At 72.2% G+C, this 22,463-nt stretch carries 19 protein-coding genes and 1 pseudogene; 9 read left to right on the top strand and 11 right to left on the bottom strand.

Annotation, left to right across the window (positions count from 1 at the left end; all coding sequences use genetic code 11):
- Window positions 1-15: 15 nt before the first annotated feature.
- Window positions 16-1,314, bottom strand: coding sequence for a DegT/DnrJ/EryC1/StrS family aminotransferase (locus tag ACGFIZ_RS22010; protein ID WP_393421962.1), 1,299 nt, complete (start codon window positions 1,312-1,314; stop codon window positions 16-18).
- A gap of 263 nt (window positions 1,315-1,577) precedes the next feature.
- Here ACGFIZ_RS22010 and ACGFIZ_RS22005 point away from each other — a divergent pair, with 263 nt between their 5' ends.
- From ACGFIZ_RS22005 to ACGFIZ_RS21985, 5 genes are all read left to right on the top strand, one after another.
- On the top strand, window positions 1,578-2,402 hold the full coding sequence (locus tag ACGFIZ_RS22005) for an Rmt family 16S rRNA (guanine(1405)-N(7))-methyltransferase (RefSeq protein ID WP_393421960.1): 825 nt from the start codon (window positions 1,578-1,580) through the stop codon (window positions 2,400-2,402).
- Window positions 2,403-2,453: 51 nt separating this feature from the next.
- Window positions 2,454-3,686, top strand: a complete 1,233-nt coding sequence (locus ACGFIZ_RS22000; RefSeq protein ID WP_393421958.1) for a glycosyltransferase family 4 protein — start codon at window positions 2,454-2,456, stop codon at window positions 3,684-3,686.
- A complete protein-coding gene (locus tag ACGFIZ_RS21995; RefSeq protein ID WP_393421956.1) occupies window positions 3,683-4,480 on the top strand; it encodes an SDR family NAD(P)-dependent oxidoreductase in 798 nt (265 codons plus the stop codon). The genes ACGFIZ_RS22000 and ACGFIZ_RS21995 overlap by 4 nt, the downstream gene beginning before the upstream one ends.
- Before the next feature lie 94 nt (window positions 4,481-4,574).
- Window positions 4,575-6,203, top strand: coding sequence for a GMC family oxidoreductase (locus ACGFIZ_RS21990; protein ID WP_393421954.1), 1,629 nt, complete (start codon window positions 4,575-4,577; stop codon window positions 6,201-6,203).
- A gap of 14 nt (window positions 6,204-6,217) precedes the next feature.
- Window positions 6,218-7,471, top strand: coding sequence for an aminotransferase class III-fold pyridoxal phosphate-dependent enzyme (locus ACGFIZ_RS21985; RefSeq protein ID WP_393421952.1), 1,254 nt, complete (start codon window positions 6,218-6,220; stop codon window positions 7,469-7,471).
- 42 nt (window positions 7,472-7,513) lie between these two features.
- On the opposite strand, the gene ACGFIZ_RS21980 is transcribed toward ACGFIZ_RS21985, so the two are convergent.
- A complete protein-coding gene (locus tag ACGFIZ_RS21980) occupies window positions 7,514-8,323 on the bottom strand; it encodes a hypothetical protein (protein ID WP_393421950.1) in 810 nt (269 codons plus the stop codon).
- Between the two features lie 7 nt (window positions 8,324-8,330).
- Window positions 8,331-9,488, bottom strand: a complete 1,158-nt coding sequence (locus ACGFIZ_RS21975; RefSeq protein ID WP_393421948.1) for a tRNA-ribosyltransferase family protein — start codon at window positions 9,486-9,488, stop codon at window positions 8,331-8,333.
- Window positions 9,489-9,763: 275 nt separating this feature from the next.
- Here ACGFIZ_RS21975 and ACGFIZ_RS21970 point away from each other — a divergent pair, with 275 nt between their 5' ends.
- Together ACGFIZ_RS21970 and ACGFIZ_RS21965 are read left to right on the top strand one after the other, a co-directional pair.
- Window positions 9,764-10,897, top strand: coding sequence for a DMATS family aromatic prenyltransferase (locus ACGFIZ_RS21970; RefSeq protein ID WP_393421946.1), 1,134 nt, complete (start codon window positions 9,764-9,766; stop codon window positions 10,895-10,897).
- A 24-nt stretch (window positions 10,898-10,921) separates the two neighbouring features.
- A complete protein-coding gene (locus ACGFIZ_RS21965) occupies window positions 10,922-12,337 on the top strand; it encodes a tryptophanase (RefSeq protein ID WP_393421944.1) in 1,416 nt (471 codons plus the stop codon).
- 79 nt (window positions 12,338-12,416) lie between these two features.
- On the opposite strand, the gene ACGFIZ_RS21960 is transcribed toward ACGFIZ_RS21965, so the two are convergent.
- Genes ACGFIZ_RS21960 through ACGFIZ_RS21945 form a run of 4 tightly spaced genes read right to left on the bottom strand, consistent with a single transcriptional unit; the run spans window position 12,417 to window position 16,445 of the window.
- Window positions 12,417-12,971, bottom strand: a complete 555-nt coding sequence (locus ACGFIZ_RS21960; RefSeq protein ID WP_347668749.1) for an ATP/GTP-binding protein — start codon at window positions 12,969-12,971, stop codon at window positions 12,417-12,419.
- 17 nt (window positions 12,972-12,988) lie between these two features.
- On the bottom strand, window positions 12,989-13,354 hold the full coding sequence (locus ACGFIZ_RS21955) for a DUF742 domain-containing protein (RefSeq protein ID WP_393421942.1): 366 nt from the start codon (window positions 13,352-13,354) through the stop codon (window positions 12,989-12,991).
- Window positions 13,351-13,782 (bottom strand): roadblock/LC7 domain-containing protein, encoded by a 432-nt coding sequence (locus tag ACGFIZ_RS21950; protein WP_393421940.1) that lies wholly within the window; start codon window positions 13,780-13,782, stop codon window positions 13,351-13,353. The genes ACGFIZ_RS21955 and ACGFIZ_RS21950 overlap by 4 nt, the downstream gene beginning before the upstream one ends.
- Window positions 13,779-16,445 carry a nitrate- and nitrite sensing domain-containing protein gene (locus ACGFIZ_RS21945; protein ID WP_393421938.1) on the bottom strand — a complete coding sequence of 889 codons (2,667 nt, stop codon included), beginning with the start codon at window positions 16,443-16,445 and terminating at the stop codon, window positions 13,779-13,781. Before ACGFIZ_RS21945 ends, ACGFIZ_RS21950 begins: the two co-directional genes overlap by 4 nt.
- 247 nt (window positions 16,446-16,692) lie before the next feature.
- Between ACGFIZ_RS21945 and ACGFIZ_RS21940 the strand changes: the two genes are divergently transcribed.
- On the top strand, window positions 16,693-17,040 hold the full coding sequence (locus ACGFIZ_RS21940) for a hypothetical protein (RefSeq protein WP_393421936.1): 348 nt from the start codon (window positions 16,693-16,695) through the stop codon (window positions 17,038-17,040).
- 223 nt (window positions 17,041-17,263) lie between these two features.
- Here the strand turns inward: ACGFIZ_RS21940 and ACGFIZ_RS21935 are convergent.
- The 4 genes and pseudogenes from ACGFIZ_RS21935 to ACGFIZ_RS21920 all read right to left on the bottom strand — a co-directional run bounded on the left by ACGFIZ_RS21935 (window position 17,264) and on the right by ACGFIZ_RS21920 (window position 21,362).
- Window positions 17,264-17,789 (bottom strand): annotated as a pseudogene (locus tag ACGFIZ_RS21935) (DUF6244 family protein).
- Window positions 17,790-17,937: 148 nt separating this feature from the next.
- Window positions 17,938-19,704, bottom strand: coding sequence for an arginine--tRNA ligase (gene argS / locus ACGFIZ_RS21930; RefSeq protein WP_393421934.1), 1,767 nt, complete (start codon window positions 19,702-19,704; stop codon window positions 17,938-17,940).
- Between the two features lie 318 nt (window positions 19,705-20,022).
- A complete protein-coding gene (trpS, locus tag ACGFIZ_RS21925) occupies window positions 20,023-21,081 on the bottom strand; it encodes a tryptophan--tRNA ligase (RefSeq protein ID WP_347668739.1) in 1,059 nt (352 codons plus the stop codon).
- Between the two features lie 101 nt (window positions 21,082-21,182).
- Window positions 21,183-21,362: a hypothetical protein gene (locus tag ACGFIZ_RS21920; protein WP_393421931.1), complete on the bottom strand. Its 180-nt coding sequence runs from the start codon at window positions 21,360-21,362 to the stop codon at window positions 21,183-21,185.
- Window positions 21,363-21,650: 288 nt separating this feature from the next.
- Here ACGFIZ_RS21920 and ACGFIZ_RS21915 point away from each other — a divergent pair, with 288 nt between their 5' ends.
- Window positions 21,651-21,902 (top strand): SCO4848 family membrane protein, encoded by a 252-nt coding sequence (locus ACGFIZ_RS21915; protein WP_393421929.1) that lies wholly within the window; start codon window positions 21,651-21,653, stop codon window positions 21,900-21,902.
- The last annotated feature ends 561 nt before the right edge of the window (window positions 21,903-22,463 follow it).

Raw genomic sequence — 22,463 nt, 5'->3', positions numbered from 1 at the left:
CCGCCGGCCCGGTGGTCAGTCGCGTAGCTCCTGGTGATTTGCGAACACCTTCTCGAATGCTCGGACGATGTCCTTCATGTCGGACTCGTTGCCGAGCAGTGCCGAGTGGTGGATGGTGGCGAACCTCCGGCCCGCGTCCTCGGCGACCGGCAGCGAGTAGCCGGTCAGGTCCAGGCCGCTTCGGCCCTTGAACCGTGCCCGTGTGGACGGCTGGTAGAGCCGGTTGTGGTTCATCGGGGGGTAGCCGGGGGAGACGGCGGCGCCCGCCAGCTCGGCGGCGACCGCCTGGGCGATGCGCTCCACGCCGAGCTCGGCGATCTCGTCGTCCTCGATCCGGCCGGCCCACTCGTAGTAGGTGCGGTGGGTGGTGCCGGGCGAGGACACCTGCGGTGTGAGGCCGATCGACCCGAGCCCCTCGTCGAGCAGGGCCGCGTTGGCCCGCCGCCGCTCGTTCTGCTCGTCGAGAAGCTCGAGCTGGGTGAGCAGGATCGCGGCCTGGAACTCCGACAGGCACCGGTTGCTGCCCATCAGCTCCGCGGTCTGGGCCAGCTCCATCTCGCCCACGGCGGGCACGTGCGGGGTGTAGGTGCGGCCGTCGGCCCGCAGGTGCTCGGCCCGCCGCGACAGGGCCGCGTCCGCGGTGATCACCGCTCCGCCCTCGCCGCTGGTGAGCACCTTGCTGTGCTGCATGCTGAAGGTGCCGAAGGCGCCGAACGTGCCGACCCGACGGTCGCGGTAGCGGGCGCCGTGCGCCTGCGCGCAGTCCTCGATGAGCGGGATGCCGTGCCGCTCGGCGATCGCGGTCAGCGCGTCCAGGTCGGCCACGGCGGAGTAGAGGTGCACCACGACGATCGCCGCGGTGCGCGGGGTGATCGCCCGCTCCACGGCCGCCGGGTCCAGGCAGAGCGTCCGCGGGTCCACGTCCACCGGCACGGGCACCGCGTTGACCCCGGCCACGGTGGATGCGTTGGCGACCCAGGTCAGACCGGGGATGATAACCTCGTGACCGCTACCGACCCCACACGCCTCGAGAGCGACCATGAGGCTGGCGGTACCGCTGGAGGTCGGGACACAGTGCGGGACTTCGTGGAACTCGGCGAACGCCGCCGCGAATCGCCGCTCGAAACTCTGTTTTCCCTGATAGGGGCCGCTGATGGCCCAGCGGCCGGAATGGAGTACCTCATTCAGAGCGTCGAGGGTGCCGGGCGCGGAAGCGGGCCACAACGGCCAGCGCTCCGTGCGTATCGGGGAACCACCATTGGCGGCAAGAAGGGTCACGTCCACGTCCTCCCCTAGCCAGACTGAGGTTGCCATTAGATCGCGGCCGGCCCAAGTGTGCCAGACGCAATCACTACTGTCGACGTGTAAAAACTCGGCCAACCCGGACTTGCTGGACAGGCCGACCGCCACGGGCCCCGCCACGGAACGTGACGAGTGGGCGTTCCCGCTGTTTGGTCCTAATACCGGCGAAACAATGTCCGGCCCGCGGGGTGAGGACGCTTCGCACGCACAGCAATGGATCGGACGAATTTGCTGCGTAGCTTCGTCCGTCCGTCCAGTAATCCCCGGAGGAACCGATGACCGCGCCCGAGGCCGACGGCCGAATTGCTCAGATCGAACAGGCGATCACCAAGAGTCGCCGTTATCAGACGGTGGCGCCGGCGACGGTGCGCCGGCTGGCCCGGGCCGCCCTGGTCGCGGCTCGGGGCGACGTGCCGGACGCGGTGAAGCGCACCAAGCGTGGCCTACACGAGATCTACGGGGCGTTCCTGCCGCCGAGTCCGCCCAACTACCCCGCCCTGTTGCGCCAGTTGGACGCCGCGGTTACCGAGGGTGACGACGAGGCGGTGCGAACCGCACTGCACCGGGCCATGTCGGTCCACGTCTCGACCCGGGAGCGCCTGCCCGTGCTCGGGGAGTTCTATCAGGAGGTCTTCCGTCACGTGCCCAGGCCGGGCGTGCTACGTGACCTGGCGTGCGGGCTCAACCCCCTGGCCGCGCCGTGGATGGAACTGCCACCGGAGACCGTATACGTCGCCTCCGACATCGACGCCCGTCTGGTCGACTTCGTCGACGCCGCCCTGACCCGACTGGGTGTCGCACATCGGACAAGCGTGGTCGACCTGTTGGAGGACCACCTTGACGAACCGGCGGACGTCACGCTATTGCTCAAGACGCTCCCCTGCCTGGACACTCAACAACGGGGCGCTGGCTGGGAAGTTATCGATATTGTCAACTCGCCAATTGTTGTGGTAACCTTCCCGACCAAGTCTCTTGGCCGGCGATCGAAAGGCATGTTTCAGAACTATTCAACTAGTTTTGAGTCGCAGGCCAGAGAGCGGTCTTGCCGAATTCAGCGACTCGAGATCGGCAGCGAGCTGATTTACATCATTCAGAAATAGCTCTCCGACACTCTCCCGGGGGGATCGGGTGGCGCGGTGCGCATACTTCGGTTGACTCCATTCTTTCACCACGACTACGTCGACCACTGGCCGGCCGAATTCGATCCGGTGGGCGGCATGCAGGTGCAGATCCTGGCGTTGTCCCGCAGCCTGGCCAGGGCGGGAGCCGATCAGCTCGTGCTGACCCTGGGCTTTCCCGGGCTTCCACCGACGAAGAAAATAGAGCCGGGGCTGACCGTTCGGATCGCCCGCACGTCGCTGCCCAAGGTCCGTTCCGAGATCACCGGCCTGGTCGGGCTGGGACAGGCCTGGTTGCTGGCGACCGTGCGCGAATGTCTCCGGCTGCGACGCAGCGACTGGCGTCCCGACCTCGTCCACGTCCACGCCGACGGTCAGATCTGGCCGCTGGTCGCCGGCCGCGTCGCCGCCCGGCTGCTGGGCGTGCCGTACGTGCTCACCCTGCACTGCTCCCGGCTGTCCGTCTACCAGCCGATGTCGGTCGTGGACAGCATGGCGCACCGCCTCGTCACCCACGCGGAACGGCAGGCCCTGCGCTACGCCGCCCGCGTGAGCACCCTGACCACCCGCACCGCCGACGTGGTCAGCGCCGCGACCGGCCTGGACCGCTCCGCGATCGTGGTGAACCCGGACGCGGTCGACATCACGCCGGCCGGGCCGGCCGAGGCGGCGGCCTTCGCCGAGCGGTACGGGCTGACCGGCCGCCGGCCCCTGATCGGGTACGTCGGCCGGGTGGCCCACGAGAAGGGTTGGCCCGACCTGCTCCGGCTGGCAGAGCTCCTGGACGACCTCGACCCGACCTTCCTCGTCGTGGGGGACGGCCCGCAGCGGGAACGGATGGAACGGGAGATCGCCGAGGCCGGCCGGTCGCACCAGTTCGTGGTGACCGGGTTCCTGCCGCACGAGCAGGTGCCCGCCGCCCTCGCCCTCGTGGACACCCTGGTCATGCCCTCGATCCACGAGGAACTCGGGGGCAGCGCGATCGAGGCGATCATGACGGGCACGCCGGTCGCCGCGTATGCGGTCGGCGGGCTGCGCAGCACCATCGGCTCGGCCTGCCCCGACCTGCTCGCCGAACCCGGCGACGTACGCGGGCTGGCCGAGGTGGTCCGGCGCGTGCTGGCCGACCGGGACGCCGTGGTCGCCCAGCTCAAGGCCGCACAGCCCGCGACCGCCAGCACCTTCGACATGGCCGCCACCCGCGACCGGATGCTGGACTGCTACCGGGCCGTCCTCGCCGGGGCCGGCGCGTCGAGCCGGAAGTGACCGGGCGGCCGACCATGCACGCCACCCCGGCACGCGGGCACGTCCTGGTGACCGGCGGCAACCGCGGCCTCGGCCTGGCCACCGCGACCCTGCTGGCCGACGACGGGTGGTCCGTCCTGCTCGGCTGCCGGGACGACCGGCGGGGCGCGGCGGCCGTCGAGACCCTGCGCCGGCGCGGCGGTCGGGCCGACCACGTACCCCTGGACGTGACCTCCCCGGCGAGCATCGCGGCGGCGGCCGAGGCTGTGGCGGTCCTGACCGGTGGCCGCCTCGCCGGCCTGGTCAACAACGCGGGAGTCTTCCTCGACGAACGCGACGCCGGCCTGGAGAGCGTGACGGCCGAGGCCGTCCACGAGCTGCTCGCCGTCAACGCGGTGGGTCCCCTGCTGCTGACCCGGGCCCTGTTCCCGCTGCTGCGCGCCGCGACCGGCGCCGCCGTGGTGAACGTGAGCGCCGACGACGCCGACCCGGCCACCGCCGACGGGGAGGCCACCGGCTACCGGATGTCCAAGGCCGCCCTGAACATCATGACCGTCAACCTGGCGGTGGCCCTGCGGGCGCAGGACATCGCCGTCAACGCGGTCGATCCGGGCTGGATCCCCACCGACATGGGCGGCCCGGAGGCACCGGACGACGTGGGGGCCGCCGCCCGGCTGGTGGCCTGGGCGGTCACCGACGCCCGGGCGCGCGGCCTCACGGGTCAGGTTCTCAACGTCCGGAGTCCCCCCGAAGCGATGCGGTCCGATCCCGTGTCCGTCGGCCCACACCCCTCCGCCGTGCCGCCGTACGAGTGATCCCGGTGATCGGCCGGTCCCAGCCGGGGCCGGTGCCGCCGGCCGGCACGCAGACGCACCCCGGGAGGTTGTCATCAGTGCTCTCACCGACCCCATGACCGGCCACGATGAGATCACGGCTCGGCTGCGGTACGGCCCCGAGCCGACCGCCGACGACACCGGCCACGTCGCCGACGTGTGCGTGATCGGCAGCGGTGCCTCCGGCGCGATCACCGCATGGGCCCTGCAACGGGCCGGCCTCGACGTCGTCGTCATCGAACAGGGCCCCTTCGTGGACCCGTGGGTCAGCTACGACGACGTCGAGACGGTCGCCGAGACCGCCTGGATCCGCCAGGACAGCGGCGTCTGGGAGAAGACCGGTAACCCCTGGTCCACCTGCAACGTCGGCGGGGGGACGGTCTTCTACGGTGGCGCGGTCTTCCGGCACCGCCCCGTCGACTTCGACGCGGAGAGCCGGCTGGGCCGCTCCGACCTGCCGCTGCGCTGGCCCTGGGCGGTCGAGGAGATCTACCACTACTACGACCTGGTGGAGTCGGCGCTCGGCGTGGCCGGCGGCGGGCACGACCCGAGCCTGCCGGCCGACCCCGCGTACCCGATGCGGCCGGTGGAGACCACCGCCGAGGGCGCGGCGATCAGGTCGGCCGCCCGATCCCTGGGCCTGCAACCCTTCCCGACCCCGCTGGCCATTGCCTCCGAGCCCTACCACGGCCGGCTCCCGTGCGCCGGGGAGCGCCCGTGCATCTCGAACCGGTGCGACCGGGGCGCCAAGGGGGACGCGGTCACCGTCTTCCTCGACCCGGCGCGCAAGGCCGGGCTGCGCCTCTTCGCCGGGCTGAAGGCCGTCCGGGTGCTCCGCCGGGACGCCACCAGTGTGGACGGTGTGGAGTGCATCCGGGTGGACAACGGCAACCGGCACGTGTTCCGGGCCCGGCACGTGATCGTCGCCGGCAACGCCGTCCAGAGCGCGGCCCTGCTGCTCCGCTCCACCGACGACCTCAGCCCGCACGGCCTGGGCAACGACCACGACATGGTCGGTCGGGGGCTCTGCTTCAAGATGAGCGGGTACCTGCACGGCTACCGCCGGACGGACGGGACCACGGCCGGCGCCGGCCGGGTCGCCGGCCCCGGCCCCTTCTCCACCGCCGCGATCACCGACTACTACACCGCCGACGACGCGCCCGGCGGGTTCGGTGGCCTGATCATCGAGTCCCAGCCGGAGGAGGCCCTCCGGCTGCGCCCCGACGAGCAGATCATCCGGCTCGAGTGCCTGGTGCCGGACACGCCCCGCGCCGACAACCGGGTCACGCTCGGCCGGGGCGTGGACCGGTTCGGGCTGCCGGACATCGTGATGGACTACTCCCCGCACCCCCGCGACCGGGCCCGGCTGGAGTACCTCCAGCGCCGGGCGGAGGAGATCCTGCGGGCGGCCGGCTGTGAGTTGACCTGGCGCGACTCGTCGTACTTCTGGATGGGCAGCACGCACCTGCACGGCACCTGCCGCGCCGGTACCGACCCGCTCACCTCGGTCACCGACCCGGACGGCCGGGTGCACGGCCTGACCAACCTGATGGTGGTCGACGGCAGCGTCATGCCCTACCCGGGCGGCGTCAACCCCACCCTCAGCATCCAGGCACTCGCCCTCCGCATGGCGCACCGGCTGCTGCGCCGGGAGCTCGGCATCGAGCCCGAGGTTTCCCCCATCCGCCCCGTCCGACCAGAGTGAATCGAGCCGTACCCATGACCATCGACATCGACGCCGGCAAGCTGCTGGCCCAGGAACCGACCTGCCCCCGGGACGCCGACGGACGTCCCCGGGTCTTCGTCGAGGGGTCGGGCGCCTACCTGACCGACCCGGACGGTCGGCGTTGGATCGACTTCGACAACGCCCGGGGCTCGGTCATCCTGGGGCACGGCGACGAGGAGGTCGCCGAGGCGATCGCCCGCGCCGCCCGCGGCCGGTCGGGGGTGGGCACCGCCTGGAGCCCGGTGCTGGACGGCCTGCTCGGCCAGCTGCACGAGGTCTTCGGCGGGGACGCGGTCGGCCTCTACCGGACCGGCACCGCCGCGCTCCGGTCGGTCACCTCCGCCGTCCGGGACGCCCGGGAGCGCCCGCTCGTCCTCAGCTCCGGCTACCACGGGTACGACCCGATGTGGCACACCGACGAGCCGTTCGCCCCCAACGAGCACGGCATCGTCGAGTTCCTCTTCGACCTGGACGTGCTCGCCGAGTGGCTGGCCAGGCCGGAGCAGGTGGCCACGGTGGTCATCTCGCCCGACCACATGCACCTCGGTGACCGCTGGTACACCGAGTTCACCCGGCTGACCCGCGAGGCGGAGGTCCCGGTCATCGCCGACGAGGTCAAGGTCGGCCTCCGCTACCGGGCCGGGCTCTCCACCGACCTGCTCGACCCGGCCGTGTGGATCGTGTCGAAGTGCCTGGCCAACGGCGCCCCGGTCACGGCGGTGGGCGGGGACGGGCAACTCCTCGCCGCGCTGGAGGACGTCTCGTTCACCTCGTACTTCGAGCCGACCATGCTGGCCGCCGCGACCACCACGCTCCGGCGGATGGCGACCGGGGAGCCGCAGCGGGCCATCCGGGCCGCCGGCGACCGCTTCATCGCCCACACCCGGCAGGCGTTCGTCGACGCCGGCGTCCCGATCGACCTGGCCGGCAACGGCAACCTCTTCCAGTTCGTCTGCGCCGACGACGAGGTGCAGGACGCCTTCCACGCCGTCGCCACGGCCGAGGGGCTGCTCTTCTTCGAGGGCGACAACCAGACCCCGTCGGCGGCCTTCACCGACGAGGTGGTCTCCGACGCGTGCGGCCGGATCGACCGGGTCTGCGCCGCGCTCTCCGGCCGCTTCGCCGACCGCGAGCTGACCGAGGAGTCCTGGTACGCCAGCGCCTGGGGGGCGATGGACGGGCTGGCCGACCGGCCGCGTACCCGGGAGGAGACCACGGCGATCGTCGAGCGCCTCTGGGAGGACTGACCGGCGACCCCGGCGGGGGCCGGCCCCGGCCCTGCGCCGGCGTCAGCCCTTGCCGATCGCCACCAGGTCCTCGGTGTCGAGCGTGGCCCGCGACCAGCTCCAACCCCGGTCGCGGGCCAGCTCGGCCAGCTCCGCGACGTGCCGGGGCACGAAGACCGCCGCCCGGCCGTTCATGGCCCGGGTCGGGAACGACACCACCACGTGCCGGCACGCCAGCCGGTCGACCAGCGCCAGGCCCGCCCCGGGCCGGCGCCCCTCCATGCAGTGGTACGTCTTCAGCAGCAGCGCCAGGTCGGCGGTCACCTCGGAGTCGCCGCCGAGCACGTCGGAGTGCCGGACCTCGCTGTCCGGGTAGGCGCGGCTGAGGAAGGCGTTGCCCAGCGCGACGAACGTCGAGTTGAAGTCGTAGCCGACATACCGCGCGTCGCTCACCTCCCGCAGCCAGGGCAGGCTGAACGGGTTCAGCGCGCAGGCGAGATCAGCCACCGTACGCGGCGGCGGCACCAGCCCGAACAGGGCCGGATAGAAGGCGTCCAGGTCGGGCAGGCGCTCGGCCGAGGAGAAGTGGCCGGCCAGCACCTGCCGGCACCACTCCCGTCGGGCCTGCGGGTCCGCGAGGTCGGCCCGGTCCAACGTCTTGCGCAGCGCCGCCGGCCGCGCGGTGAGCAGGTGCAGGGCGGCGACCTTGTGCAGCCGGGCCCGGACCAGGCGCTCCAGCTCGGCCGGGTCTGCCGTGGCCCGTGCCTCCCACCGGACCAGGTCGGCGATCGTCTCCGGGTGCACGTCCCGGTACTTGGGCGCGGCGGTGAGCCGGGCGAGCACCTTCTCCACGGCGGGCGGCGGGGACGTCACCGGTGGGTCACCCCACCCGGCTCGGCTCGCGCAGGCACGGCCGGGCCATCCGGCCACCCTTGATCATCTCCAGCAGCCGGGTGTAGAAGCGCAGGTTGTGCATGGTGGCGAGCCGGTCCGCGAGGCCGTCCTTCACTCGGAAGAGGTGGTGCAGGTAGCTACGGCTGTACCGCCGGCAGGTCGGGCAGTCGCAGGTCGCGCAGATCGGCTCGTCCTTCCAGGAGTTCTCCTCGTCCAGGATGTAGACGTTCTGGTAGAAGCTCCGGTCCGGCGTCAGCAACCGGTCGGCGATCTCCGGCACGAACGAGTAGAGCCGGCCGTGCCGGGCGTCCCGCGTCGGGATGGTGCAGTCGAAGACCCAGCGGGTGTCCAGCTCGCACAGCGAGACCAGGTGCTCGGGGCGGCCCACCCCGAGGGCGAAGAGCGGCGCGTCCTGCGGGGTGATCCGGGCGAGCAGGGCGAACATCTCGCGCTCCAGCTCCCCCTCGGCGCTGAGCGGCCAGCCGCCGAACCCGAACCCCTGCGCCCCCGACTCGACCAGCGCGTCCACGCAGCGTTGCCGCAGCTCCGGGTCCGTGCCGCCCTGCACCACCCCGACCAGTAGCGGTGGCTGCGCCCCCCGTCGCTGCCGGCACTGGAGGTCGTACGCCTCGCGGGCCTGCCGGAACCAGCGGATGGTCCGCTCGGTCGAGGCGAGCTGCTCGGCCGGGGAGTCGTCCGGGCCGGTGCAGTCGTCCAGGGCGACCACCACGTCGGAGCGGAGGCCGAACTGCCACTCCATGACCTTCTCCGGGGTGAGCACGATCTTCTTCGCGGTGGGCGACTCCTGGAAGGTCACCCCGCCGGACCGGATCGCCCCGGTCTTGCCCTGCTTGCGGAGCAGGGACAGCACCTGGAACCCGCCGGAGTCGGAGACGATCACGCCGTCCCAGGCCATGAACTTGTGCAGGCCGCCGGCCCGCTTGACCGTCCGCAACCCCGGCCGCTGGGCCAGGTGCATGGCGTTGACCATGACCGCCTCGATCCCCACCGTCGACAGGTCGAGCGTGTCGACAGCCCGGACCGAGGCCCGGGTCGCGTCGGGGAGGAAGGTGGGCAGGACGACTGATCCGTGGGCGGTGTCCAGCGACGGGCCTGCCGGGGCGGATGGGTCCGCGGGCGTCATTGTTCGCAGCTCCTCGGCAGGGGCGGGTGGACGCTTCAGGATACTTGCCCCGACAGCGGGGTCCCCACCACCGGTCGGCGACGCCGGCCGCACGTGCCAGGCGGCCGCGGTCGAGCCGGGTCCGGGACGACGACGTCTGTCACCTTGTTACGTACGGTGGCCTTCCCCGGCCCTTCGATCCGTTATGTGGTGACAGACTGTGATCGATGTTGACCTTTATGCGACATGATCATTAAAGTCTCGTTTGTCCGGCAGGGTCGATCAAGGGGAGAGTGATGGCCGACTTGTCCGTCTCTAGCCATCTGGACGGTCAGTTGGCGCGCTTGTGCGAGGTGGCCGGGGCTGACCCGGCCGAACCCCGGACCCTGTTGGCGGGTCTGCTCGGGCCCGTCGGCCAGCGCCAACTGTACGAACCGCCAGTATGGCCCTCCGACATCTCCGACGACCACACGCCCGTGGAGTTCTCCATAGCCTTCAACGAGGCGGAGCCCCCGACGTTGCGGGTCCTGGGCGAGACGCTGGGGTCGCCGCCCGGCCCGCTGGCCAACCTGGCCGCCACGCGCGGCTTCCTCGACGCGTACGCCCGCGGGGCCGGCCTGTCGACGACCCGCCTGGACTCGGTGCGGGACCTGTTCGCCACCGACGATCCGCAGGGCGAGTTCACGATGTGGTGCTCGCTGGTCTTCCGCAACGGCCGGCGACCCGAGCTCAAGGTCTACCTCAATCCCGAGGCCAGGGGGGTCGAGCAGGCGCCCGCCCTGGTGGCCGAGGCCCTGCGCCGGCTCGGGCTCGGCGCGTCGTACCGGACGCTGCTCGAGCACGGCGTCCGGCCGGGCGAGCTGGGTCGCGGCGACCGGCTGACGTTCTTCGCGGTCGACCTGCACGACGGGCCGCAGGCCCGGGTCAAGCTCTACCTGACCCACCACGAGGCCGAGGTGTGGGACGTGACCCGGGCGGCCGGCGTGGTCGACGGCGTCGACGTGGCGGAGATCGAGGAGTTCTGCGCGGTGGCCGGCGGCGGCACCCGCCGCTTCGACGGCCGCCCGCTCGTGGGCAGCTACACCTTCACCGAGGGCGTCGACCGACCGGTCGGGTACAGCATCTACGTGCCGATCCGGAGCTACGTCACGGACGACCAGGAGGCCCGTGACCGGGTGGCGGCGCTGCTGGTCCGCTACGGATTCGACACCGCCGGGCTGGACCGCGCGATCAGCGCGGTGACGCCCCGGCCGCTCAGTGAGGGCGTCGGACTGATCGCGCACGTGTCGCTGCGGCTGGGTGCGCCCAGGCCGGGCGTGACCGTCTACCTGTCCGCCGAGGCGTACCGGGTGTGCCCGCCCCGCCCGCGGCGGGTGCCGGTGGGGCGTGAGGCGTCGCCGACCCCGGCCGGTCGTACCCGGCGCCCCTGACCCCCGCGAGGAGCGAGTTCCCACATGGATGTGCGTAAGGCCCTGCCGCCGTACCGGATCAAGGTCGTCGAACCGATCCCCTTCCTCACCGCCGAGGAACGCCGGCGGGCGCTCGCGGAGGCGGGGTACAACCCCTTCAACCTGCGCGCCGACCAGATCACCATCGACCTGCTGTCCGACTCCGGCACCGGCGCGACGTCCGCCGCGCAGGAGGCGGCCGCCGCGCTCGGCGACGAGTCGTACGCCGGCGCGCGATCGTGGTTCCGGTTCCGGGACGAGGTACGCGATCTCACCGGCTACCCGCGGATCCTGCCGGTCCACCAGGGCCGCGCCGGCGAGCGCATCCTGTTCGGCAGCCTGCTCAAGCCCGGGCAGATCTGCGTCAGCAACACCCACTTCGACACCACCCACGCCAACGTGGTGCTCGCCGGCGCGGAGCCGCGGGACCTTCCGTGCCCCGAGGCGGCCGACCTCGACAGCGCCGAGCCGTTCAAGGGCAACATCGACCTCGCGGCGCTCGAACGCACCCTCACCGGGCCCGAGGGGCGCCGGGTCGGCCTGGTCCTGATGACCATCACCAACAACGGCCTCGGCGCGCAGCCGGTGTCCATGGCCAACCTGGCGGCCGCCCGGGAGCTGTGCCGGCGTCACGGCGTGCCGTTCTTCCTGGACGCGGCGCGTTTCGCCGAGAACGCCTGGCTGGTCAACCAGCGCGAGCCGGGCTACGGCACGTGGACGCCGCGGCAGATCGCGACCCGTGCGTTCCAGCTCGCCGACGGGTGCGTGGTGAGCCTGAAGAAGGACGGCCTGGCGGCGATCGGCGGGTTCATCGGGCTGCGCGACGACGACCTGTACGCCGAGTGCGAGGCGAACCTGATCGCCACCGAGGGGTTCTCGACCTACGGCGGGCTGGCCGGGCACGACCTCGAACGACTCACCCAGGGGCTACGGGAGGTGGTCGACCCGGCGTACCTGCGGTCCCGCGCCGCGTCCACCGAGCGGCTGGCCGAGCTGCTCGACGACGTGGGGGTCGCCACGTTGCGCCCCGCGGGCATCCACGCCCTGTACCTCAACGCCGGGCGGCTGCTGCCGCACCTGTCCCCCCGGGAGTTCCCCGGGCACGCCCTGGGCTGCCAGCTCTTCCTCGACGGCGGGATCCGCTGCGCCGAGCTGGGGTCGCTCTACCTGGGCGAGATGGACGAGCACCACCGGCTGCTCACCCCCGCACCCTTCGAGCTGGTGCGGCTGGCGATCCCGCGCCGGGTCTACACCGACACGCACCTGGAGTACGTGGCCGCCGTCCTCGCCGACGTCGCGAAGGACCCCGAGCGGGTCCGCGGGTACCGGATCGTCTCGTCGCCGCCGCTGCTGCGCCACTTCAAGGTGCGGTTGGAGCCGCTGCCGCCGGCGACGGGCCGGCACGTGGCGACCTACGGCTGAGCGCGACGGTCCCCGGTTCCGTCGGCCGCCGAGAGGCGCACCGGAGCCGGGGACGTCCCGCTCGGGCCGGAACCGCCCCTCACGCGCGGACCGGCAGCCGCGCCAGGGCGTGCTGGACCAGCTCGATCAGCGCCTGCTTGCTGGACTCCCGGTCCCTGGCGTCGCACCACAGCAGCGGTACGGCGGCGTCCAGCTCCAGCGCCGCCCGGATCTCGTCGGCGCTGTACAGGCACTCCCCGTGGAACCGGTTGACGGCGACGACGAAGGGGATGCCCCGCCGCTCGAAGTAGTCGATGGCGGGGAAGCTCGTGCCCAACCGCCTGGTGTCGACCAGCACGATCGCGCCCACCGCGCCCTGCGCGAGCTCGTCCCAGATGAACCAGAACCGGTCCTGCCCGGGCGTGCCGAACAGGTAGAGCACGACGTCCGGGGCGATGGTGATGCGCCCGAAGTCCAGGGCGACGGTCGTGCTCGCCTTGCCCTCGACGCCCGTGATGTCGTCCACACCGACGCTGGCCTGGGTCAGCACCTCCTCCGTGACCAACGGCGGAATCTCACTGACCGATCCGACCAAGGTGGTCTTGCCGGTGCCGAAGCCGCCCGCCACAACGACCTTGACCGATTTCCGATCCACGTACACCAGTCCCTCTTCTAGAGCCGCTGCAGGCCGGCGAGAACGGTTTCGAGCAGCCGACGGTCAGCGATCTTCTGCTGTGCCGGGGATCCGATGTCCAGGAACCCCTGCTCGACGAGCACGTCGACCATCACCTTGGTGATGGTGAGTGGCCTGTGCAGGTAGGCGCCGATCTCGGCGATGGAGATCCAGTTGGTGCAGCGGTTGACGATCTCCCGGTACTCCATCTCCAACCGTGTGGTGTCGACGGGCAGCGCGATGACCTGGGTGGCCAGGTCCAGGTTGCTGTTGCGTGGACTCGTCCGGCCGTTGACCAGGATGTACAGGGGAACGAGCCGCCCGGCCTCCGCCTCGTCGTCGCCGTCCCACACGTCGTACGTCATGGTCGTTGCCCGACGGACTCGCTGAGCGGAAGGACGGGCGGTCGCGCCTCCGAGCCGAGGTACTCGCCGATGCGGGTCACCAGCCGGCTCATCTCGTAGGCGACCGTGCCCATGTCGACGGACGGTTCGCAGAGTACGGCCAGCCGCGCGTTCTGGCCGGCGGCGGCGACGAACAGGGTGCGGCCCTGGTACTCGATGATGACCTGCTGCACCGGCCCGCTCTCGAAGCGCCGGCCCATTCCCGCCGCGACGCTGTACAGCGACGACGCGCCGGCCGCCAGCAGCTCGCCGGCGTCCTGCGACAGGGACGTGGACTTCTGGACGATCAGCCCGTCGGTGGACAGGACCAGTGCGTAGACGACGTCGGAAACCTCCACGAGATCGTCCAGGATCCAGGTCAGATCGGTCTGAGGTGTCGAGTTGGTCACGCTTTCCTGCCTTGACTGTCTCTGGTTGCCGATTCGTCGATGCCCGCGGCCCGGCCGGCGGCCCATGCCTGCTGGTACCTGGCGAAACGCGCCCGCGTCTCCTCCGGCGACCTGGCCGGCTCCGCCGCCCGCGGGGCGCCTCCCGGCACATCGTCGTCGCGCAGCTCCGGCACGAGGTGCTGTTGCGGCTGCCGGTGCGGCAGCGGCGGCCGCGTCGCGTTCCGCGACCCGGGCGTGCCGTTGCCGGGGATGGCCGAGCCGCCGCCGAGGCCCGGAATGCCGTTGCCACCGGGGCCGGGCGTGCCGTTGCCGCCGAGGCCGAGCGTGCCGTTGCCGCCGAGGCCGAGCGTGCCGTTGCCGCCGGGGTCCTGGGTGCCGTTGCCGAGCGTGACCCTGCCGATGCCCGGGTGCGCGGTCCTGCCGATGCCCGGGTGCGCGGTCCTGCCGGTGCCGAGGCCGGGTGCCGCCATGCCGCCGGGCGGTGGGGTGCCGAGGCCGAGCGTGCCGCCGCCGAGGCCGGGCGGGACGGGGGCCTGCGGCTGTCGCGACGGGGTGGCCGTGGTGTTCTTCGTCGGTTGGGAGTCGCTCATCATGCCCCCCACGCGGTGCGGTCGGTCGATCTGGGGCCGGGTCAGCGGCCGGGCCGACTGGGGCGGGACGGCCGTCGCGACACCACCGCCGCCAGCGGGTCGCCCGCCCGGCTGCCCGCCACCGGCCAGCGCCGCCGACGCGGCGGTCACCGGCAGCCTGATGCCGGGGTCCGTGCGGTCCAGGTCCGGGGCCACCGGATCGGCGGCGAGCACCCGGTCCGGCAGGAGCACGATCGAGAGCAGACCACCGTACGCCGACGCGCGGAGGCTGACCTGGATGCCCTCCCGCTTGGCCAGCTCCGCGACCACGTGCAGACCGACCTGCGCGCCGTCCTTCAGCGCGGTCACGTCCGGCGTGGGCGCGGTGGCCAGCAGCTCGTTCGCGCGCTCCAGGGCCTCCGCCTTCATGCCGACGCCGGCGTCCTCGATCTCGACGGCGACGCCGTTCTTGACCTCGACGCAGTTCACCCAGACCGTCGTCTCTGGCGGGGAGAACGCGAGCGCGTTGTCCAGCAGCTCGGCCAGCAGGTGGATGGTCCCGGCGACGGCGGGCCCCACGATCGCCGCGTCCGGCGCGTTACGCAGGGTGATCCGCTGGTAGTGCTGGGCCTCGGCGAACGCCGCCAGCATCACCCGGCGTACCGGGACGGGGTTCTGGAAACGCCGGCCGATCTGGCCACCGGCCAGGATGACCAGGTTCTCCAGGAAGCGCCGGGTCTGGGTGAGCTGGTGGTTGATGTCGAACAGCTCCGTCAACAGCTTCTCGTCGCCGATCCGGTTCTGCAGGTCCTCGATGACCTTCAGGCCGCGCTGCAGGGGCCGCTGGGGCCGGCGGGCGACACCCATCAGCATGGCGACACCGGCCGCCCGGGTCTTCGCCTCGTCGACGGCCGCGCCGGCCGCCGCCTGCAGCGACCTGTTGATGACCTCGGCGACCCGGCCGATCTCGTCGCTGCCGTAGTCCTGCATGGGAAGTTCGACCGTGACGTCGACCTTCTCCCGCCGTCGCAGGCGTTCCATCATCGCGGGCAGTTGCTCGTCCACCATCGCGGCGGCGTCCCTGCCCAGCTGTGCCAGCCGGACGGACAGCGCGCGGTCCACCAGGATCCGCGACTGGCGGATCGCCCACAGGATCGCGGCGATCGCGATGGACAACGCCAGGAGGCTGCCCAGGGACGCGGTCAGCAGCTGCCCGTTGCCCGTGCGGAGGGTCTCCGCCGAGACCCTGTCGGCCTGCTCGATGGTCAGGTTGATCAGCTCGTCGGAGACCTGAGTCGTGAGCGTGTCCCACTGGGGCCTGGTGAACGGCAGCGCCCGGGGTACGCCGTCCCGCCACGGGCCGGCGGCGATGAGCGCGTTCTCCGCGGCGGTCAACTGCTTCCAGGGGTCACCCGCCGTGATCGCCGCGTGGCGTTCGCGCGCCTCCGGCTGCAGGTGTGGTGCCACGTCGGCCAGGCTGGAGTGGTAGGCGCCCACCAGGCTCACGAAGTTGAGGTAGTCCTGCTCGCTGAACGTACGGGCGCCGAAGGCGCTGTCGATGGTCGACCCGGCCCGGGACATCAGGTCGCTGGCGCGGAAGGTCTCGGTCGCCGCGATGCCGCCCTGGGTCGCCGCGACGTCGGGGACGATCCGGGCCTGGGTGTCGAAGAGCCCGGTCGCGGCGTCGAGCAGCTCGTTGTAGAAGTCGTACACGTTCTGCCGGTCGGCCGACCGGGAGTCGACGGTGCTCCGTACGCCCGGCAGCTCGTCCAGATGGCCCGCCAGCCCCTTCCACCGCTTCAGGATCGACTGCGGGGCGTTGGCAAGCGCCGACTCGGCGGCGGCGCGCATGGCCGCGACCCGCTCGTCCGTCTGCTGCCGCTGGTCGAGCAGCTTCTGCAGGTCCCGCGAAGGTTGGGCCAGGTAGGCGACGCTCAGCCGTCGTTCCTGCTGGAGCGAGGCCAGCGCGGAGACCGCCGGAATCGACACCTGGCGGACGCTGTTGGCGACCTCACGGTTGTAGAAGCCCTGGAAAAGCAGGTATCCGGACGCGACGAGCCACATGACCAGGGCGACGACACTGGGGATGAGCACGAGCCGGATGACCCGCCGCTTGAGGGATTTCTGCGGACCGCGACGCGGGTTCGACGCCGTTGGCTGGCCGTGCTCGTCCGAATCACGGTCTCTGTTTTCGCGGTCGGCCTGTTCGTGCGCCAAGTTGAATTCCAATCATGGGCAGCCCACAAGGCACCAGCGGCCGGGTCCAGCCGGCCGACGGCGATGTGGGCGCAACCCTACCGGTCTGTCCGGTCTAGCACTACCCGCCATAGCCGCAGCCGGATTGGGACCTATCGTCGGCACTGGTCAGGGCGGGTTTGCCCGCGACGGGCTCTACGCCAGGGGCGTCCGCCTGCCCGACGGCACGCTCGCCGCGGACTCCGTGTGGGTCAACATCGTCAACCTGCACGCGCACATCCAATCGGTCGGCCGCAACGTGCCGTACCTCGACCACAAGGGGCAGCGCATCGTCGCGCACGTCGTGGCGGGCCGCTCCGCCGCGGGCTACAACGGCACCCCCGCTGTCAGCGACCTGTCGCTGCTGAAGGTCGGCCGGCACGTCCAGGTGCTCGGTGCCTGGCACCCGGACACCAACGAGATCGACATCGCCACCGTCTACGCCGCCGCCTGACCGGCGCGTCCCGGGCGGTACGCGACCGCGCGCCGCCCGGGACGCACCCACCGCACAACCCAGAGAGGAACCCCATGATCGAAGTGCTCGCGGCGCTGCAACCGCTGGTCGTCGGTGCGGTGCGCCCCACCTCTCCGTCGTCCCCGCCTGAGGGCGTCGGGCGGCGTCCGGCTTCGTTGCCCGTGGCCGGGGCGGGCGGTCGACACGAGCCGGCCCGCCCCGTTCAGGCGTCCGATCCCAGCCGGCGCGCCTCGGCGATCGCGGCCTCCACGGACTGCCGGGCGGCGCCGGTCCGCTGGAGCACCATCGTCAGGACCTGCTTGACGCTCTCCAGCCCGGCCAGCATCGGGCCGGGCTGCCCGCCCTGGAGGACCAGGGTGGCGAGCCGCTGGGCCTCGCCGACCTGGGCGATGACCCCCGGCAGTGGCGTCGCGGGCGCTGTCGACGACGTCCCGCACCGGCGTCAGCCCGGTGATCGTCTCCTGCGGCGTCGCCTGCTGGGGTACGGAGGCGGTCGTCTTCGTCGCCGCGCCGATCGACGTGGCCAGCCCGCCCAGGCCGCCCTGGATCTCGGAGATCGCGCCCTGCACCCGCGCGACGCCCGCCGCCACGGCGGCGAAGCCGGCACCGGCGGCCCGCAGCGCCACCTCCTGCGCCTGCTGACGGGCGGCGGCGGCCAGCCCCTGCGCCCGTTCGACGCCGGTCGTCAGCGCCCGCAGCTCACCGGTGATCTTCTCGACGTGCGACACGGACCCGGCTCCCTCGATCGAAGAACGGAAGCATGTCGACCGAACCTACCGGCCCGGCGGCCCTGACGGGTACCGCCGGGCGGGCGCGGCCCGTGAACGTCCCGGGCGAGAACGACGGTCCCTCCGTCGGGTGGGTTCCGCCTGGGGCTCACAACCGTTCCGGGGTACGGATGCCGAGCAGGTGCAGGCCCCACCGGAGCACCCGGGCCGTCAGCCCGCACAGCAGCAGCCGCCCGCCGCGGACCGGCTCCTCGACGCGCAGCACCGGGCAGCGCTCGTAGAACGCGCTGAACGCCGTCGCCACCCGGTGCAGGTGGCCGGCCAGGTGGTGGAACTCCAACGTCCGCTCCACCTCCGCCGCCACCGGGGCGAACCCGAGCAGCGCGAACACCAGCGCCCGCTCCGCCGGGTCCCCCAGGGGCACCGCGGCCGGGCCGGCGGCGGGCAGCGGCGACGCGTCGTCCGCGTCGAGGAACGCACCGTCGTACCCGAACGGCTCCGCCCGCCGGAACACCGACCGGATCCGGGCGTACGCGTACTGCAGGTACGGCGCGGTGTTGCCGTCGAGGGACAGCATCCGGTCCCAGTCGAAGACGTAGTCCCGGTTCCGGTCGGTCGCCAGGTCCGCGTACTTCACCGCGCCGATGCCGACCGCCCGGCCCACCTCGACGGCCTCCGCCTCGTCCAGCCCCGGGTTCTTCCGCCGGGCCAGCGCGGTCGCCCGCGCCACCGCCCCGTCCAGCAGGTCGGCCAACTTGACCGGGGCGCCCGCCCGGCTGCGCAGCATCCGGCCGTCGGCGCCGAGCACCGAGCCGAAGCCGACGTGCTCGGCCCGGGCCGCCCCGGGCAGCCAACCGGCCGCCCGGGCCACGGCGAAGACCATCTCGAAGTGCCGCCGCTGCGGCAGGCCGACCACGTAGAGCATCCGCGTCGCGCCCAGCTCCCCCGTACGGTGGCGCAGCGCCGCCAGGTCCGTCGCCGGGTAGCCGTAACCGCCGTCCCGCTTGCGCACGATCAGCGGCAGCGGCTCCCCGTCCCGGCCCACCGATCCCGGCGGGAAGACGCAGGCGGCGCCGTCGCTGTCGCGGAGCAGCCCGAGCCGGTCCAGCTCGTCCACCACGGGGTCGAGCAGCGGCTGGTAGCGGCTCTCCGGGTGGAAGTCCCGGCCGGTGAGCGTGACGTCCAGCCGCCGGTACACCTGGAGGAAGTACTCCTCCGAGCGTCCCACCAGCAGCCGCCACAGCCGCATCGTCCGCCCGTCGCCCGCCTGCAACGCGACCACCCGCAGCCGCGATCGTTCCCGGAACGCCTCGTCCGCGTCGAACTTCGCCCGGGCGGCCCGGTAGAACGAGTCGAGGTCGTCCATCGACAGATCGCGCGCGCCCCTGGCCTCACCGAGGTCGAGCAGGTGCTCGATCAGCATCCCGAACGGCGTACCCCAGTCCCCGAGATGGTTCGCGCGCACCACCCGATGCCCGCGCCACTCCAGCAGCCGGGCCGCTGCGTCCCCGAGCACGGTCGACCGCAGGTGACCGACGTGCATCTCCTTGGCCACGTTCGGCCCGGAGTAGTCGACCACCACGGTCTCCGGATCGGCGACGCGCGGCACGCCCAGCCGGGGGTCGCCGGCCAGCGCGACCACGGCCGCGGCCAGGGCCCCGTCGGACACGGTGAGGTTGATGAAGCCCGGCCCCGACACCTCCGCCGCCGCGCACAGGTCGGCCAGCGCCGCCCGGTCCAGCACCTCGGCCGCGATCTCCCGCGGCGGGCGGCCGACCCGCCGGGCCAGCGCCAGCGCCGCGTCGGACTGGTAGTCCGCGCGCGTCGAGCGCCGCACCGCCGGGTCGACCGGACCGCCGGTCACCGTCGCGAACGCGGGTGCCAGCCGGTCGGCCAGCAACTGCTCCAGATCCATGGGTACGCCGATCTCGCTCGGACCCGCGTCGGGCGGGTCGCCGGATGGGGACTCCGGACGGACCGAGGTGTCGATCGGGCGGGACCGGCGGCTCGATCCGCCGGTCGCAGGAGGACGTGTGTCAGCTCAGCGTCGACGGGGGCTCGAACGAGCCCGGCGTCGCTCGCGGCGCACCGACCCGGCCAGGGCGCCCTGGGGCGCGCCGGCGGTGGCGTGGTCGCCGCAACTGGTCACGCCGGCAGCGTAGCCGACAAGCCCGGGCGCGGGCCACGCCCGTCCGGACCGGTCGGCACCCTCGCCGAGACCGCCGTACGCCGGTCAGGCCGGCGCGGCGGCGGACCGACGGGCCCGCTCCGCCCGCCGCCGGACCTGCTGGTACGCGCCGGTCAGCCCCATCGCCCGGCGGACCTCGACCAGGGTGCGCCGCACCTCGGCCCGGGTCCGCTCGGTCCCGTCGACGATGAGCTGGTCCACCATGCCGCGGTCCGCCTCGATCCGCGCCCGGCGCTCCCGGATCGGGTCCAGGAACCGGTTCAGCGCCACCGCCAGCTTCTCCTTGACCTCCACGTCCCCGACCCGGCCGGCCCGGTACCGCTCCTTCAGCTCCGCCACCTGCGCCCGGTCCGGGTTGAACACGTCGTGGTACGTGAAGACGGGATTCCCCTCCACCGTGCCCGGGACGTCGGCGCGCACCCGGTTCGGGTCGGTGTACATGCCCATCACCGCCCGGCGGACGGTCGCCGCGTCGTCGGAGAGCGAGATCGCGTTACCCAGGCTCTTGCTCATCTTGGCCTGACCGTCCGTTCCCACCAGCGTCGGCGTCTCCGCGGCGATCAGCTCCGGCACGGGGAAGACCTCCCCGTACAGGTGGTTGAACCGGCGGGCGATCTCCCGCGTCACCTCGACGTGCGGCGCGTTGTCCTTCCCGACCGGCACCACCTGCCCCTTGACACAGAGGATGTCGGCCGCCTGGAGTACGGGGTAACCGAGCAGCCCGTACGGCATCTCGTCCTTTCCGGCGGCGCGCGCCATGTCCTTCAGCGAGGGCACCCGCTCCAGGCGGGGCACGGTCACCAGGTTCTGGAACAGGGTGTTCAGGTCGCCCACCTCGGGGATGGCCGACTGCAGGTAGAACGTCGCCCGGGCCGGGTCCACCCCGGCGGCGAGGATGTCGGTCACCATCTCCCGGGCGTTGTGGGAGACCCGGTCGATGTCCTCGCGGGTGTTGCGGGTGGTCAGCATGTGCAGGTCGGCGATGATGAAGAAGCTCTCGTACCGCTGGTGCAGTCGCACCCGGTTGGCGATGCTGCCGACGTAGTGGCCGAGGTGCAGCCGCCCGGTCGGGCGGTCGCCGGTGAGCATCCGTACTGCGGACATGGTGGTACGCCTTTCGTGTGCCTTCAAGGAAGCGTGGGGGGACGCGCGGGCGCGCGCTGACCGGGGCGGAGATCGCCCCCGAGGTCAGGTGGATCGGCTCGTCAGACGAGAGCCGGGCGCCATCGCCCGCCGTCGCGGAACCGCAGCCCGCCGGCACGCAGGACGTCCAGGGTGCGCTCACGGCCGTAGCCGGAGCCGGTCGACATGGCCGGCGCAGCGCCCACCGAAGTGCCGTCGACCGGATCGACGGCCTCGGGCGCACAGGTGCACAGCCGGACCATGCCTCCACCGTAGCTGTCCCGGCCGTCGTCCGGTGAGCCCGGTCGACCAGGGGGAACCCGCGTTCGAGCCCCGGCCGGTCCGGGCCACGGTCCTGGTGTGGTGCGCCCCGGTGAGCGTCGCCATGTCGGGGACATGGTGGTGTTCGGGTGCCGGGATCTCCGCCATGTCGGCGACATGGAGTGGATCAAGCAGCGGTCGCCGCCGCGTGTCCTGACCTGCGGCGACGGGTCCCGTCCAGCGTCGATCAGCAAGCCTCCGCGCAAGCGCCGCTGGCATACTCGCCAGTCATGGTGCTGTCACGCGGATGGGCCGCTTTCCTGGTCGGGGTCGGCGTCTGGACCTGGCTGATCTGGCCCCGGTTCGCCCTGGCGATCTGGGACGACCCGCGCTCCTGGGCGGGCGGAACGTCGGGCGAGGGGGCCCCGACCGGCTTCCTGTGGATCCACGCCCTGCTGATCACGGCGTCCCTGGCCATCGGTACCGCGGTCGGCGTCCTCGGGATCCTGGGCCTGCGGGCCGCCGGCCGGCGCCAGGGTTGAGCGGAAACCCTCCTGAGCTGGGCACATCTTCAGGGGTGGATGGTGTGACCGGGGACGCGGCCCCCGGATTTGACGATCAACTCCCCGGCGCGTAACTTTCTCTCTGCCAGCGCGGAACGGACGAAACGGGGCGAAAGTCCTGGAGGCCGGAGCGCGGGAAAGGCTTCCGGGTCAGACGGGCTGTACGCCGTCGGGGTCGGATCGGGCGGTGCCCCTGGATCTGCCGCGAGGCGGATTTGGAGCGGCGGAACCGACCGGGTAAGCTCGACGACCGGCAGGGCCCCGGGCGAGCTAGCGGGAGACCGCAGCGGCCGGCCTGCCAAATCCGATGATCACGACAGCGGCTCGCCGCTGCCTGCGGTCGTCGGCGCGGTACCCGTACAAAGCACGACAGACCGGGATGCACGGTTTGACACGGCTGAGACGGTGAGGTAACGTAGTAAAAGTGCCCGGCGCGAGAGCGGCCGGTTGCGGGACGAGATGCCCCGGCTGGTGGTCCTCCTGATGGGGGGTTTCTGGTTGGTGTGTGGTTGTTCTTTGAGAACTCAACAGGGTGCTTGA

This window comes from Micromonospora sp. NPDC048830 (assembly GCF_043198215.1).
Taxonomy (GTDB): domain Bacteria; phylum Actinomycetota; class Actinomycetes; order Mycobacteriales; family Micromonosporaceae; genus Micromonospora.
This window is presented reverse-complemented; position numbering and strand designations above follow the sequence as displayed.

Bases quoted from the DNA above. Each gene is read 5' to 3' on its own strand.
- ACGFIZ_RS22010 (WP_393421962.1), bottom strand. From the start codon at position 1,314: ATGGCAACCTCAGTCTGGCTAGGGGAGGACGTGGACGTGACCCTTCTT.
- ACGFIZ_RS22005 (WP_393421960.1), top strand. From the start codon at position 1,578: ATGACCGCGCCCGAGGCCGACGGCCGAATTGCTCAGATCGAACAGGCG.
- ACGFIZ_RS21990 (WP_393421954.1), top strand. From the start codon at position 4,575: ATGACCGGCCACGATGAGATCACGGCTCGGCTGCGGTACGGCCCCGAG.
- ACGFIZ_RS21985 (WP_393421952.1), top strand. From the start codon at position 6,218: ATGACCATCGACATCGACGCCGGCAAGCTGCTGGCCCAGGAACCGACC.
- ACGFIZ_RS21975 (WP_393421948.1), bottom strand. From the start codon at position 9,488: ATGACGCCCGCGGACCCATCCGCCCCGGCAGGCCCGTCGCTGGACACC.
- ACGFIZ_RS21970 (WP_393421946.1), top strand. From the start codon at position 9,764: ATGGCCGACTTGTCCGTCTCTAGCCATCTGGACGGTCAGTTGGCGCGC.
- ACGFIZ_RS21965 (WP_393421944.1), top strand. From the start codon at position 10,922: ATGGATGTGCGTAAGGCCCTGCCGCCGTACCGGATCAAGGTCGTCGAA.
- ACGFIZ_RS21955 (WP_393421942.1), bottom strand. From the start codon at position 13,354: ATGACGTACGACGTGTGGGACGGCGACGACGAGGCGGAGGCCGGGCGG.
- argS (WP_393421934.1), bottom strand. From the start codon at position 19,704: ATGGATCTGGAGCAGTTGCTGGCCGACCGGCTGGCACCCGCGTTCGCG.
- trpS (WP_347668739.1), bottom strand. From the start codon at position 21,081: ATGTCCGCAGTACGGATGCTCACCGGCGACCGCCCGACCGGGCGGCTG.
- ACGFIZ_RS21920 (WP_393421931.1), bottom strand. From the start codon at position 21,362: ATGGTCCGGCTGTGCACCTGTGCGCCCGAGGCCGTCGATCCGGTCGAC.
- ACGFIZ_RS21915 (WP_393421929.1), top strand. From the start codon at position 21,651: ATGGTGCTGTCACGCGGATGGGCCGCTTTCCTGGTCGGGGTCGGCGTC.